The organism is Bacillus sp. FSL P2-0069 (assembly GCF_038593315.1).
GTDB lineage: Bacteria > Bacillota > Bacilli > Bacillales > Bacillaceae > Bacillus > Bacillus safensis.
Map to the genome: position 1 here is coordinate 3,398,341 of NZ_CP151984.1, position 12,745 is coordinate 3,411,085.

At 41.5% G+C, this 12,745-nt stretch carries 16 protein-coding genes; 7 read left to right on the forward strand and 9 right to left on the reverse strand.

The features are described 5' to 3' along the window. Nucleotides 1-231 precede the first annotated feature (231 nt). Complete coding sequence (locus tag NSQ34_RS17445; protein ID WP_034281315.1) at nt 232-546, forward strand: DUF485 domain-containing protein; 315 nt, start codon at nt 232-234, stop codon at nt 544-546. Beyond that, nucleotides 543-2,084 carry a cation acetate symporter gene (locus NSQ34_RS17450; protein ID WP_041115397.1) on the forward strand — a complete coding sequence of 514 codons (1,542 nt, stop codon included), beginning with the start codon at nt 543-545 and terminating at the stop codon, nt 2,082-2,084. The genes NSQ34_RS17445 and NSQ34_RS17450 overlap by 4 nt, the downstream gene beginning before the upstream one ends. A 30-nt stretch (nt 2,085-2,114) precedes the next feature. On the opposite strand, the gene NSQ34_RS17455 is transcribed toward NSQ34_RS17450, so the two are convergent. The 4 genes from NSQ34_RS17455 to NSQ34_RS17470 all read right to left on the reverse strand — a co-directional run bounded on the left by NSQ34_RS17455 (nt 2,115) and on the right by NSQ34_RS17470 (nt 5,007). Further along, a complete protein-coding gene (locus NSQ34_RS17455) occupies nt 2,115-2,489 on the reverse strand; it encodes a nuclear transport factor 2 family protein (protein WP_098677116.1) in 375 nt (124 codons plus the stop codon). Between the two features lie 133 nt (nt 2,490-2,622). Next, entirely contained in the window at nt 2,623-3,291 is a 669-nt protein-coding gene (thiE, locus tag NSQ34_RS17460; RefSeq protein ID WP_098677115.1) for a thiamine phosphate synthase, read from the reverse strand. Beyond that, nucleotides 3,278-4,102 carry a hydroxyethylthiazole kinase gene (thiM, locus tag NSQ34_RS17465; RefSeq protein WP_098677114.1) on the reverse strand — a complete coding sequence of 275 codons (825 nt, stop codon included), beginning with the start codon at nt 4,100-4,102 and terminating at the stop codon, nt 3,278-3,280. Before thiM ends, thiE begins: the two co-directional genes overlap by 14 nt. A 17-nt stretch (nt 4,103-4,119) precedes the next feature. Then, the gene (locus tag NSQ34_RS17470) at nt 4,120-5,007 is read right to left on the reverse strand and encodes a LysR family transcriptional regulator (protein ID WP_039182411.1); all 888 of its coding nucleotides are present in this window, start codon (nt 5,005-5,007) and stop codon (nt 4,120-4,122) included. A gap of 165 nt (nt 5,008-5,172) precedes the next feature. Between NSQ34_RS17470 and NSQ34_RS17475 the strand changes: the two genes are divergently transcribed. Both NSQ34_RS17475 and NSQ34_RS17480 read left to right on the forward strand, forming a co-directional pair. After that, the gene (locus NSQ34_RS17475) at nt 5,173-5,556 is read left to right on the forward strand and encodes a CidA/LrgA family holin-like protein (protein WP_080701177.1); all 384 of its coding nucleotides are present in this window, start codon (nt 5,173-5,175) and stop codon (nt 5,554-5,556) included. Then, the gene (locus NSQ34_RS17480; RefSeq protein WP_024423852.1) at nt 5,550-6,230 is read left to right on the forward strand and encodes a CidB/LrgB family autolysis modulator; all 681 of its coding nucleotides are present in this window, start codon (nt 5,550-5,552) and stop codon (nt 6,228-6,230) included. The genes NSQ34_RS17475 and NSQ34_RS17480 overlap by 7 nt, the downstream gene beginning before the upstream one ends. Nucleotides 6,231-6,266: 36 nt before the next feature. Here NSQ34_RS17480 and NSQ34_RS17485 read toward each other — a convergent pair whose 3' ends face one another. After that, nucleotides 6,267-7,448 (reverse strand): class I SAM-dependent rRNA methyltransferase, encoded by a 1,182-nt coding sequence (locus NSQ34_RS17485; protein ID WP_098677113.1) that lies wholly within the window; start codon nt 7,446-7,448, stop codon nt 6,267-6,269. A 118-nt stretch (nt 7,449-7,566) separates the two neighbouring features. Here NSQ34_RS17485 and NSQ34_RS17490 point away from each other — a divergent pair, with 118 nt between their 5' ends. After that, nucleotides 7,567-7,950: a VOC family protein gene (locus tag NSQ34_RS17490; protein WP_024423854.1), complete on the forward strand. Its 384-nt coding sequence runs from the start codon at nt 7,567-7,569 to the stop codon at nt 7,948-7,950. An 85-nt stretch (nt 7,951-8,035) separates the two neighbouring features. On the opposite strand, the gene NSQ34_RS17495 is transcribed toward NSQ34_RS17490, so the two are convergent. From NSQ34_RS17495 to NSQ34_RS17505, 3 genes are all read right to left on the reverse strand, one after another. Next, the gene (locus NSQ34_RS17495; protein ID WP_034281322.1) at nt 8,036-8,764 is read right to left on the reverse strand and encodes an amino acid ABC transporter ATP-binding protein; all 729 of its coding nucleotides are present in this window, start codon (nt 8,762-8,764) and stop codon (nt 8,036-8,038) included. Beyond that, the gene (locus tag NSQ34_RS17500; protein WP_024423856.1) at nt 8,761-9,405 is read right to left on the reverse strand and encodes an amino acid ABC transporter permease; all 645 of its coding nucleotides are present in this window, start codon (nt 9,403-9,405) and stop codon (nt 8,761-8,763) included. The genes NSQ34_RS17495 and NSQ34_RS17500 overlap by 4 nt, the downstream gene beginning before the upstream one ends. 70 nt (nt 9,406-9,475) lie before the next feature. After that, the gene (locus NSQ34_RS17505) at nt 9,476-10,240 is read right to left on the reverse strand and encodes a transporter substrate-binding domain-containing protein (protein ID WP_098677112.1); all 765 of its coding nucleotides are present in this window, start codon (nt 10,238-10,240) and stop codon (nt 9,476-9,478) included. Between the two features lie 519 nt (nt 10,241-10,759). Between NSQ34_RS17505 and NSQ34_RS17510 the strand changes: the two genes are divergently transcribed. After that, a complete protein-coding gene (locus tag NSQ34_RS17510; protein ID WP_098677111.1) occupies nt 10,760-11,845 on the forward strand; it encodes a Rap family tetratricopeptide repeat protein in 1,086 nt (361 codons plus the stop codon). A 19-nt stretch (nt 11,846-11,864) separates the two neighbouring features. Further along, nucleotides 11,865-12,005: a hypothetical protein gene (locus NSQ34_RS17515; protein ID WP_162860197.1), complete on the forward strand. Its 141-nt coding sequence runs from the start codon at nt 11,865-11,867 to the stop codon at nt 12,003-12,005. Nucleotides 12,006-12,050: 45 nt separating this feature from the next. On the opposite strand, the gene NSQ34_RS17520 is transcribed toward NSQ34_RS17515, so the two are convergent. Then, entirely contained in the window at nt 12,051-12,683 is a 633-nt protein-coding gene (locus tag NSQ34_RS17520; protein ID WP_025093809.1) for a GTP pyrophosphokinase family protein, read from the reverse strand. Nucleotides 12,684-12,745 lie beyond the last annotated feature (62 nt).

A 12,745-nucleotide genomic window follows, 5' to 3' on the forward strand; every position in this document is an offset into this window, starting at 1 on the left:
CTACAAGACGGTCAGTCACCTTTCTAGATTTCACTCTTCCAGAGATGCTATTTCGTCTAATAGAATTTTTGCCCCTTCTCGACTTAACACAATACCTCAAGATAAAGTCATGTTTTGATCAGGCTCAGCACCCTTTTCGGGTTCCTTTTTTATGATATACTGTCATAAACAGCCAGATCGTCTCATATGCATTGGAGTACCTTGTCCCTAATTCGTACAAAGGAGGAAACAATGGCAGACAAAAAAGTTCATTATAAGAAGGTTGCCGCTTCAGAGGATTTTCGAAAACTTCTTGAGGAAAAACGCAGATTTATCGTACCGATGACGATTTTCTTTTTTCTCTTTTACTTTTCACTTCCGGTTGCTACATCCTACTTCACCTTTTTGAACACGCCGGCAATTGGCGCGATCTCATGGGCTTGGTTATTCGCCCTCACACAATTTGTTATGACCTGGGTTTTATGTGGACTTTATGCGAAAAAAGCAGCTAAGTTCGACAATTATGTAAGCGCTTTAAAAAATGAATCAAGAGGTGATGACGAATGAGCATGACCGCTTTTATTTTGTTCGTTGCGATCGTAGGGCTCACATTGGTCATCACATATTTTGCTGCGAAAAAAACTAGCAATGCGAGTGATTTTTACACAGCAGGCGGAGGTCTGACTGGGTTTCAAAACGGCCTTGCCATTGCTGGAGACTATATGTCTGCTGCATCATTTTTAGGGATTGCTGGCATGATCGCGTTAAACGGATTTGACGGCTTTTTCTATAGCATTGGTTTTCTAGTAGCGTACCTTGTCGTTCTTTACGTTGTGGCTGAACCGCTTCGAAATCTGGGGAAATATACGATGGCCGATATGATCGCTGCACGGTTTAAGCGCCCTGCCATTCGAGGGGTTGCCGCCTTTAATACCATTACAGTCTCTACTTTTTATATGATTGCACAGCTTGTTGGGGCAGGTGCATTAATCAAACTGCTTCTTGGCATTGATTACTGGATTGCGGTACTGATCGTGGGTGTCCTGATGACCATTTATGTCGTGTTTGGCGGCATGATTGCGACCAGCTGGGTACAGATCACAAAGGCTGTGCTTCTCATGCTTGGGACGTTAATTATTTCTCTGCTTGTGTTTGCAAAGTTTGATTTTAGTCTGCTGAAGATGTTTGAACAGATGAAAACAGCGACCCCGCTCGGTGGGGCATTTCTTCACCCGGGAAATAAATATGATGTGCCTTTAGAGACACTATCTTTGAACCTTGCTTTAGTGCTTGGGACAGCAGGTTTGCCGCACATTTTGATCCGATTTTATACGGTCAAAGATGCCATTTCTGCGCGTAAATCTGTTCTATCCGCTACGTGGATCATCGGGATCTTTTATTTAATGACGGTTTTCCTTGGCTTCGGCGCGGCTGCATTTGTGGGAACAGAAGCGATCACAGCAGCAGATGCAGCAGGAAATATGGCCGCTCCACTGCTCGCCCAAGCTCTTGGAGGAGATTTGTTATTTGCCTTTGTTTCCGCTATTGCCTTTGCGACTATTTTGGCGGTGGTAACGGGTCTCGTCCTATCCGCCGCGTCTGCCTTTGCGCATGATTTTTATAGTCAGATTATCCGCAAAGGAAAAGCGAGTGAACGGGAGCAGGTGAAGGCGGCACGTTTTGCTTCCATCGGCGTGGCGATCCTCTCTATCATTCTTGCATTATTTGCCCAGTCCTTAAACGTCGCTTTTCTTGTGTCTCTTGCCTTCGCAGTGGCAGCAAGTGCGAATTTACCTTTGATTATCTTCACTGTTTTTTGGAAACGATTTAACTCTACGGGTGCCATCGCAGGAAGCTTAACAGGTCTTCTGAGCGCACTGATTATCGTCTCGCTCAGTCCAAGCGTCTGGGACCCATCGGGAGCAGCCATCTTCACAGGAGATCCGCTCATCCCGCTGTCGAACCCTGGGATTATCTCGATTCCACTCGGATTTCTTGCCGCTTACTTAGGCACGATATTCTCGTCTGAAAAGGCAGATGAAGACACCTTTACGGAAATTCAAGTAAAGGCACATACAGGCATGCATATGGATACTGATTCATAAGGAAAAGCCGGCTGCTCAACCGGCTTTTTTTTAATAGCGCTGGAATAACTCTGGGTTTTTCGGAACGTTTTCTAAATAAACGATCTTCCCTTGGTCGTCCAGCTCTGCGATATCAATTCCTTCTGCTGTATAGACACGGCCATCCGAAAGCTTTCCGCAAACGGCCCAGTTTGTTTCATACTTTCCATCTTCTCTTTTATTCCACCCATCCCACATATGCTTAATGTCATCATGTACGTGGAAAAATGTATTCAAAAATTGTGTGAACGCTTGGATCCCAGGCTTTTTGGCGCCATTTAAGACAATCATGACATCGTCAGAAAACAATGCCAGCAATTCATCCATCTGCTCCTGCCCTTTTCCTGCTTCATCGTATCGACGAAAATACGTATCGAGCACTTCCATGTTCATTCTCCTTTATTTACCTGTCATTTCGAAAATAATCGAACTATATGATTGTACACAATTGTATAGCTCCTGTCTAATTTACCCGGCATAAGAAAAGACATGAATTGATTTAATTCATGTCTCCTTCAGATTAAAGAGATGCTTTTTTTGCTGCAACAAGTGATTTCAGCTCTTCTGCTGCTTTTTTAGGATCGGCGCTCTGGCTAATAGCACTAATGATGCTTATACCGTCTGCCCCAGCTTGTATCACTGGTGCTGCGTTGTCGTATGTGATCCCTCCGATACCTACAATCGGAATTTGAAGGCCATGACGGCGGACTTCAGTGATCAAAGACACACCCTGGACACTGCGTGTATCCTTTTTCGTTTCCGTTGGATAGACTGGGCCCATCCCGACATAATCTGCTCCGTCCTTCATGGCTTGTTTTACTTCATCTAGGTTATGCGTCGATACGCCTAATATTTTATTCCCGATCCTTTCTCTGACGCCTTTTGCATTTGTGTCTTCCTGTCCAACATGAACGCCATCTGCATCTAGATCAATCGCTAGCTGTACATCATCATTCACAATAAAAGGAACATTTGCTTCTTGGCAAAGCGCTTGAATTTGACGAGCCAATTGTTTCTTCTCTTCACCCTGCAAGGCTTTTTCACCCTTTTCACGAAATTGAAACATGGTGATTCCGCCTTGAATGGCCTCTTTCACAACATCAAGCGGCTGCCTCGTTGTATTCGCTGTGCCCAAAATAAAATAAACCGATAATTGCTGTTTGATTTGCTGTTGATCAGCCTTTGTCATGTGAAACTCCCCCTATTTTCCCTAGTGTCAGCACATCATCGCCGGTTGTGTGTGATAGTGCGTTTAAGAATTCCATTTGAAAAGTTCCCGGTCCTTTATCCATTGCGTGCAGAGCTGCCCTTTCAGCGGCGACACCATAAAACATCAATGCAGCTGCCGACGCATGAAGCGGCTGTTCACCCGCTGCACAAAATGCTCCGATGACAGACGTCAGCAAACAGCCAGTTCCCGTCACCTTCGTGAGCCATTCATGTCCATTATGAATAGACAGCACCTCATCTCCATCTGACACCACATCGACTTTTCCTGTGATTACCACTATTGTCTGAAGTGCAATAGACGCTTGTTTGGCTAATGCCGATACATCTCCATTCGCCGCTTTCGCATCAACGCCTTTTGACTCCCAGCCATCCACTCCAAGTAAATGAGCCACTTCAGCAGCATTTCCTCTGACAACGGTGATTTTCACTTTCTCTAACAGCTGTTGAGCAGCATTCGTTCGAAGCGTTGTCGCACCGACGCCGACAGGATCTAACAAAACAGGTACACCTTTTTCATTGGCGGCTTGTCCAGCGAGTATCATCGCTTCCACCGTTTCCTTAGTCAATGTGCCAATATTCAGCACTAGTGCATCCGCTAATTGCGCCATTTCAGCCACTTCTTCTTTGGCGTTTGCCATGACTGGCGAAGCACCTAAAGCAAGCAGTCCATTCGCTGTAAAATTCGTCACAACTTGATTGGTGATATTATGAACGAGTGGATTTTTTTCTCGAACCTTCTCCAATAAATGAGACGCGCAGCTTATTTTCATCCGTATCGTCCTCCCTTTTACTCTGCATCCCACACGTAGGATTTCGTATGCTTTAACCATTCTCTTGCCGCAAACGACAAATAGCGGTCCTTTCGCCAAATGACACCTAAATGCCACGGGATCGACGGGTTTAGGGAAATGACCTTTACCTTTTCGGGATCAAGATCACGGCAGATTCGTTCTGGCAGAAGTCCAATCCCTAAGTTTTCAGCTACCATTTCACTAATGAAATCCCACTGAGACGTTTCATAAATGACATTTGGCCGAAATCCCGCATTCATACATTCATTCAAAATCCGGCTGTGCAGAACAAAATCTTCTCTAAAGAAAATAAAAGACTCTTCCCTTAAATCAGCTAAATGTACTTCCTCACGACCAGCCATCGGATGGGATGGATGCGTCACGAGCTTCATGTTCTCTTTAATAATGGTGTACGTATGAAAAATTTTATCATTTGCAGGCAGAACAATGACACCAATATCTAACGACCCATCCTCGACCCCTTCCTCTACTTTAATGGAGCCGTGCTCAACTAATTGAAATGTGACATCTGGATATTGCTGGCGGAATTCCCCCATGACATTCGGGAAGAAACTTGACCCAATCATCGGCGGCAGTCCGATTCGAATATGCCCTTTTTTCACATTCATTAAATCATTTAATTCGCTCGTTAAATTCTGAAATGACTGTGTAATTTCACTCGCCTGTGTATACATGGTTTGGCCAGCATCTGTCATTTCAACCTGCCGGCCATTTCGGTAAAACAACTGCACCCCCAGCTCATCCTCCAGGTTTTTGACCATCTTAGAAATGGTCGGCTGCGATACGTAAAGAGACTGCGATGCTTTCGTGAAGCTCTTTAATCTTGCCACTTCTAAGAAATATGTTAAATGTCTGATGTCCACATGCTTCATCCTTCCTATAGACAAAAGGAATAATTACTATTCGATATATGTATTTTACCTATAACTGAACGTGCTGTACACTTTAAAGTAAGCTCATCAATTGGAACGTTGTCATGTTTTTGTGAAACACTGAACAATTTATATAGAAAAAGGAGTGAACAGAAAGTGAAATTGCTCAAAACGCCGCTGATTGCTGCCCTTCAGATTATGGTCTTGTTTATTTTTGCGAAATTCATGAATGTGCTGGCGGCCTTTTTGCATTTAAGAATTCCGGGCACGATCTTAGGCATTCTTGTCATTTTCTTATTACTTCATTTTAAGATCATTCAATTAAAATGGATAGAACTTGGCGCCGTATGGCTGCTCGGAGAACTGCTGCTTTTCTTTATTCCATCAGCAGTTGGTGTCATTGATTATGGAAAACTGCTTTCTCAATCTGGCACAAGTATTGTCCTTGTCGTCTTAATTAGTACGTTTGTGGTCATGCTCTCAACTGGTATCATGACGCAAATGATTGCAAAACGAAAGGAGCGGAAAAAACTATGTTAGTTGGCGGACTATTTCTGATTTTAACAGTTCTTTTATATCTCGGATCAAAAGCGGTGTACAAACGGCATCCGAAGGTCTATGTCTCACCGTTACTTGTCACTCCGCTTGTCCTTGTCGTCTTGCTGTTAATCGTCAACATTCCTTACGATGCTTACAATCAAGGAGGGAAATGGCTCACGAATATGCTGCAGCCTGCGACTGTTGCTTTTGCCATTCCTTTATATAAGTATTTTCATATCCTGAAGAAGCATGCAGTGGAAATTATTTTGAATGTGGCTTGCGGCTCTGTCATTGCGATCTTATCAACGGCTTTTATCGCCAAGTTGTTTCATCTGGACACAGGCCTTATTGAGAGCCTTGTCCCAAGATCGGTTACAACACCTGTAGCGATGAGTGTGTCAGAGATGATCGGCGGCATGCCGTCCGTTACGGCCGTGTTTGTCATTTTAACCGCATTGTTTGGATCGATTATCGGTCCAATGGTGATCCGTTACTTCCGCATCGATAATGACATTGCCATGGGCGTCCTGCTTGGAACGGGTGCACACGGGGCAGGAACATCGAAGGCTTTTGAAATGAGCTCCGTCTCAGGAACGATCTCAAGTGTATCGATGATTATTTCAGCCATTATTACATTATGTGCAGCGCCTATCCTTATGTCGTTTGCCTTATAAAAAAAGCCATTTCCCTTATTGGAAAATGGCTTTTTCTTATGCTTGTATGAAGACAACCTTTAAATAGTTCCCTTCAGGATAATTCTTCGTTGTACGGAAATCCTCAGGAAGGGTATATTCTTCAAGTATCCGATAGGTTTGCCCTGCTTCTTTAAAAGCCTGCGCAATAAACCCTTTAAATTTCTTCATGCCAAATGCACTGCTATTCGTTGATGCCACAATGACGCCGTTCTCAGCTGTAATTTGGATGGCTTCTTTTAATAGCTTCTTATAATCCTTCGCCGCACTGAATGTGTGCTTTTTCGTTCGTGCAAAGGAAGGCGGGTCTAAGATGACGAGTTCATAGGTCCAGCCTTTTTTCGCTGCAAACGGAAAATATTTAAAAACATCCATGACTTTGATATCCTGCCCGTCCACATCAATACCATTGACTTCAAACTGCTCAGATGTTTTTTTCAAGCTGCGGTTTGCAACATCCACACTTGTCGTACGGCTCGCTCCGCCAAGCGCAGCTGCCACTGAGAAAGCACCTGTGTAAGAAAATGTATTGAGCACAGTCTTTCCTTTTGCATAACGATCTCGGATCGCTTTTCTCACATGACGCTGATCAAGGAAGATACCCGTCATCGCGCCATCATTTAAGTAAACCGCCACGTTCATGCCGTTTTCTTTCACGATGAGAGGAAATTCACCTTTCTCTCCCTTCACAAAATCATCATCTTCTATATACTGTCCAGATGTATCAAATCGTTTCTTTTCATAAATGCCTTTATAGTCTGGATATACGTGCTCAAGCGCAGCCAATACATCTTCCTTTAATGTATAGACTCCTTCGCTATACCATTGGATGAGGTAGAATCCGTCATAATAATCAATCGTGACGCCGCCAATTCCATCACCCTCTCCGTTCAACACACGGAAAGCAGTCGTCTGTGCATCACGAAATAAATGCGTTCTGCTTTTCGCTGCCTGCTCAAGCCTAGAGACAAAAAAAGCTTGATCTATTTTTTCGTTCGCATCAAAGGTTAGGACCCAGCCGATACCTTTATTTTGTACACCATAATACCCTTTTCCTAAAAAAGTGCCCCGCTCATCCACCCATTCAATGAGCTCGCCTTCCCGTACACCGTTCACATGCGATACTGCATCTTTGGAAATGAGCGGATATCCCTTTTTCACTTGTTCCGCAAATGTTTGTTTTAATGAGATTTTTTTCATTTGTGTCATCCTTATCCTAAATTGACTCTCTCTATCCTACCATATGAATGTATACGTTACTTCTATTATGATAAGATGAGGAGAAAATTATCAACATGACATAGAGGAGGCACTTCGTTTGACGACATTACGCTTAGATCATACAGGTATTATGGTTTCGAATATTGATCAGTCGATTGATTTTTATGAAAAAGTGGTGGGCATGAAATTAAAGGACCGCATCACTCATACAAATGGAGTGATTGAGCTTGCCTTTCTCGGTTTTAAAGATGAAACCGAAACGGAAATTGAGCTCATCCAAGGCTACAGCAGTGACCTGCCATCTGAAGGGAAGGTCCATCATCTCGCTTTCACAACAGACAACATTCATGCTGAATTCAATCGTATTCAAAAGCTGCAAATTGAATTAATTGATGAAGAAATTACGACATTACCAAATGGATATTGCTACTTCTTTTTCAGAGGACCAGACCAAGAATGGATCGAATTCTTCCAGCGCTAATATTTCCTAGGAAATGGGGCCGCTAAATCTCTCCCATTTATTCATAAAGAAAAGAGTAAGAGCATATACATGCCCTTACTCTTTTTTATAACACCTTACTAAGAAATGATTTTGTACGCTCATGCTGCGGGTTCCCAAAGAGAGCTTCCGGTTTGTCTTCCTCGACAATATATCCGCCATCCATAAAGATGACACGGTCTCCTACCTCTCTTGCAAAGCCCATTTCATGTGTGACCACAATCATTGTCATACCTTCGACAGCTAATTGTTTCATTACAGCTAATACATCCCCTACGACCTCAGGATCAAGAGCTGATGTCGGCTCATCGAATAATAGTACTTTCGGATCCATTGCCAACGCTCTTGCAATGGCTACACGCTGTTTTTGTCCACCAGATAATTGGTTAGGATAGCTTTGAGCTTTGTCTTTTAAGCCGACTTTTTCAAGCAAGTCTAACGCTTTTTCGACTGCCGCCTTCTTCTCGATGCCTTTTACTTTTATCGGTGCAATTGTAATATTTTCTAAAACGGTTTTATGAGGGAATAAATTAAAGTGCTGAAACACCATGCCTACTTCTTGTCGTACTTTATTGATATTCACCTTTGGGTCTGTAATCGTGTGCCCGTGGACAACGACTTCTCCAGCCGTGATATCTTCTAATTTATTGAGGCATCTTAGAAACGTGCTTTTCCCTGATCCAGAAGGACCTATGACACACACGACTTCCTTTTCCTCGATGACTGCATTAATATCCTTTAACACTTCGTGATCGCCAAAGGATTTCTTTAAGTTTTTCACCGTAATCATACTCATTTGATATCAAATCTCCTTTCTGCGTAGCTAGCCAGTAGAGAAAGTAAATAAATGATCACGAAATAAATGACACCGACAATCAGCCAGACATTCAAAGGATCAAATGTAGCCGATGCTTGAACTTGCCCTCGCTGCATAATATCGGCAATTCCGATAATAGATAAGAGAGATGTATCCTTCAAGCTGATGATGGCCTGGTTTGTAATCGCTGGGAGCATGCGGCGGAATGCCTGCGGTAGGACGATAAAGCGCATGTTTTGCCCCCCTGTAAAGCCTAAAGAGCGCGCAGCTTCTGTTTGTCCTTTATCAATAGACTGAATTCCTGCACGAATAATTTCTGAGAAATAAGCCCCTGCATTAATCGCTACTGTAATAATCCCTGCGGGCACTCGATCAAGCGAAATGAATTCAAGTGTATTCAAACCAAAATAAATGAAGAATAGCTGTACGATAAATGGTGTGCCTCGAATGGCATTCACAAAGACGAGTGCGATGAAATTTAAGATTTTAAATGGTGACAGACGGAATAATGCCACAATTAAACCGATGATAAACCCTAAAATGATGGCAACAACAAAGATATATAAAGTGGTTTGCAAACCATCCATTAAATACGGAAATGCATTAATAATTGTATCCATGTTTCTCCCTCCCTAATTCACATACGGCTGACACATAAAGAAAGCGCGCTCGGAGCGCGCCTCGCTTGTGTTATGACTTCAAATATTTATCAATAATTTTGTCATATTCACCGTTTTTCTTTAGGTTCTCAAGGCCTTTATTGATCTTCTTCAATAGGTCTTGGTTTTTCCCCTTCATGACAGAGATACCATACTGGTCTCCATTCAAGCGGTCTCCAACTGTTTTCAATTTTAAATCTTGTTGTGCGATCGCATACGTAATGACAGGATAATCCTCAATTAAGGCATCTGCATTTCCGTTTGATACTTCCTGGAACATAGATGGGCTGTCATTAAATTGAACGACTTCATACCCATATTTATCAGCGTTATCAGCTGCGAACTTGGCACCAGTCGTTCCGTTTTTAACAGCTAGCTTTTTCCCCTTTAAATCATTAATAGATTTGATGCTGCTGTCCTTTTTCACAACAACTGTCAGTCCAGCGTCGAAGTAAGGATCTGAGAAATCTACTTTCTTCTTACGCTCATCTGTAATACTCATCCCGCCCATTCCAACATCAAGCTGTCCTGCCTGCATCGCTGGAATGATACCTGAGAAGTCCATGGCTTCAAGCTTCACTTTGAAACCTTGGTCTTTCGCGATTGCATTAATTAAATCAACGTCTATCCCTTCATAATTACCGCCCTTTTCAAATTCAAATGGCGGATAAGTTGTATCTATCCCGATTTTATATGTGCCTTTGCCTTCTCCCGAACCACTGTCCGATTTTGATCCACAGGCTGCCATGACAAGCACAACAATTAGTCCCATGATCAATAACATCGATTTCTTCATAAAACACGACCCCCATTGTCAGTTTTGTCTAAATATTCGCAATAACAATAATACTATACCACGCTAAAGCTATAGTGTGTGATATTTTTTATCAATACCAAAGATCCATACAATTCTAGATCAATAGTCTCTTTAAATTTTACTTTTTTGCGAATAACTCATTTTATTCTAAAAGAAGAGTCATCCACAATTATGATGTGAGATAATCTCACAAAAAAACGAGGCAGCGCCTTGATAAATGATGTTTCTTCCTTGCATACGAAAGCAAACTCAACAACTTGCTTCCTCTCTATATTGATATTGTAATATATTTTTCCCAAAACCCTCTTTTTACCTAAAAAAATGTAAGCGTATACAAAAGAGCGATGTCTCTCTATTTCTTTCACTATTGGTTGAATTTACATCAAAAAACATGTTTTACAAACTGTACGAGAGAGCTTAAAATATAAGAAGATACTGGAATATGGGAAGTTGATTCAGAAGAACGGATATTGATAGATGAAGAAAGGAGGATAAGAATTGGCAGAAGCAGGTGTTTTGTCGTCCGTTGATGTAGCGAATATGCTCAATGATTGGTATGTCATGATGAAAAAAAGAGAGATACAAGGTGCCATTCAGTTAAAAGAAGACATTCTTCAAGCGTTTGATCGAATGGAAGAAAATCAAGACGTCTTACTTTACTATCAACTGCTAGAGTACCGTTTTAAAGATCTAATAGAAGATACAGCTTCATTAGATCATAGTCTTTTTGTTGATGAAAATGCCATCCGTACGGATGATATGCTCAGCTATTATTTCTATTTCTTTAAAGGGATGTATGAAATGCGCAGAGGCAATCAGGATACGGCATTTCACCATTTAAAATTGGCCGAGGATAAATTAGATCTCGTGCACGATGACATTGAAAAAGCCGAATTTCATTATAAAACTGGGTGTCTTTACTATAATATTAGGTCCACGCTTCTCTCCATCCACCACTTAAAGATGGCTTCATCTATTTACGACGCAGATCCATGTTATGTGAAAAAATCAATCAGCTGTCAAATGATGCTTGCTTTGAATTATGCGGATCAGTCGAAATATGATGAGGCAGAATCGCTGTTCGAAGAAGTGATTCATTCACTAGAACAGATGGAAGATCCAGATTTACTTGGACATGCCTATTGCAATGCAGCCTTTATTAAAAGTCTAAGAAATGAATACAGTGAAGCTGTGCCGCTCCTAGAAAAGGCTTTAATGATAGAATCATTCGAAACTTCTTCTCCAGGCGGCTATTTACTTGCCATGTACGCCTATACAAAAGCACTTTTTAAGCTGAAAAAGCCAGGTTTGTTCCACTATTATGTACAGCTTTCACTTCAAAAAGCAGAAAATTTAAAACAACGAAACATTTCACTTAAATTATCCATTTTAGAAACACTTATGATTCAGCCAGACAACATGATTGAGCAAATCAAGGCTTATTGCGATCAATTAGAAACAATGAATTTCCTTGTTGACCTTGAAGCTGTTTGTCAGGATGCAGCAGCTTACTTAACAGATCTTGGGCTTCATGAAGAATCCTCTTATTTTAAAAACAAGGCGTTGTCCTTGAAAACTTGTTAAGAAAATGGAGTGATGTATGATGAAGAAATGGCTCATCACAAGTGCGATTTTAACCCTCTTGATAACAGGTGTTTCTGTTGGTACTTCCATTCAAAAAGACAGCCAATCTGCACAATCTCAAGATATTATTCAAAAGAGAGACCGTGGAACCAATCCATAATATGAAAAAAAGCAGCTGTGATCAAAACAGCTGCTTTTTGATGTGCTAATCAATTTCTCGTTTAATATTCTGCATTTTTTCATCTAAGTAATGGGCAATATCTGCGGCTTCCTTCAGTTCATCAGTCAGCTGATGAGGAACATCGTTTTGCAGTTTATAATAGATTTTATGCTCTAGACTCGCCCAAAAATCCATCGCAATGGTCCGCACCTGAATCTCAACCTTCACATGCTCCACACGATTTGTTAAGTAGACAGGTATCTCAACAATTAAATGAAGGCTTCTGTAGCCATTTGGTTTTGGATGTTGAATGTAGTCCTTCACTTCAAGGATCTTTAAATCCTCTCTTTGCCTCAATACATCCATAATGTTATAGATATCTTGAATAAAAGAACAGATGATGCGGACACCTGCGATATCATGGATATGCTCCTTGGCACATTGTGTCGTGATGTCGCATCCTTTTCTTGCTAGTTTATTCACTATGCTTTCAAAGGATTTAATTCGTGATTTTGTATGCTCTATTGGGTTGTGTCCATGGATTAAATTATACTCCTGGCTGATAATTGAAAACTTTGTATCCATTTCATCTAACGCAAATTTATATACTAATAGTTCATTTTTCCAGTCTTCCATGACATTTTTCAAATCTTCTACATGAGTTGCTGACATATTCATTTTCTTTTTGTCATCTCCTTTTGGGAAACGGCAGCTGCACCGCTTTCCGTTTACTAGACGGA

Coding starts and splice junctions, on each gene's coding strand:
- NSQ34_RS17445 (WP_034281315.1), top strand. CDS start 232: ATGGCAGACAAAAAAGTTCATTATAAGAAGGTTGCCGCTTCAGAGGAT.
- NSQ34_RS17450 (WP_041115397.1), top strand. CDS start 543: ATGAGCATGACCGCTTTTATTTTGTTCGTTGCGATCGTAGGGCTCACA.
- NSQ34_RS17455 (WP_098677116.1), bottom strand. CDS start 2,489: ATGGAAGTGCTCGATACGTATTTTCGTCGATACGATGAAGCAGGAAAA.
- thiE (WP_098677115.1), bottom strand. CDS start 3,291: ATGACAAAGGCTGATCAACAGCAAATCAAACAGCAATTATCGGTTTAT.
- thiM (WP_098677114.1), bottom strand. CDS start 4,102: ATGAAAATAAGCTGCGCGTCTCATTTATTGGAGAAGGTTCGAGAAAAA.
- NSQ34_RS17480 (WP_024423852.1), top strand. CDS start 5,550: ATGTTAGTTGGCGGACTATTTCTGATTTTAACAGTTCTTTTATATCTC.
- NSQ34_RS17485 (WP_098677113.1), bottom strand. CDS start 7,448: ATGAAAAAAATCTCATTAAAACAAACATTTGCGGAACAAGTGAAAAAG.
- NSQ34_RS17495 (WP_034281322.1), bottom strand. CDS start 8,764: ATGAGTATGATTACGGTGAAAAACTTAAAGAAATCCTTTGGCGATCAC.
- NSQ34_RS17500 (WP_024423856.1), bottom strand. CDS start 9,405: ATGGATACAATTATTAATGCATTTCCGTATTTAATGGATGGTTTGCAA.
- NSQ34_RS17505 (WP_098677112.1), bottom strand. CDS start 10,240: ATGAAGAAATCGATGTTATTGATCATGGGACTAATTGTTGTGCTTGTC.
- NSQ34_RS17515 (WP_162860197.1), top strand. CDS start 11,865: ATGAAGAAATGGCTCATCACAAGTGCGATTTTAACCCTCTTGATAACA.
- NSQ34_RS17520 (WP_025093809.1), bottom strand. CDS start 12,683: ATGAATATGTCAGCAACTCATGTAGAAGATTTGAAAAATGTCATGGAA.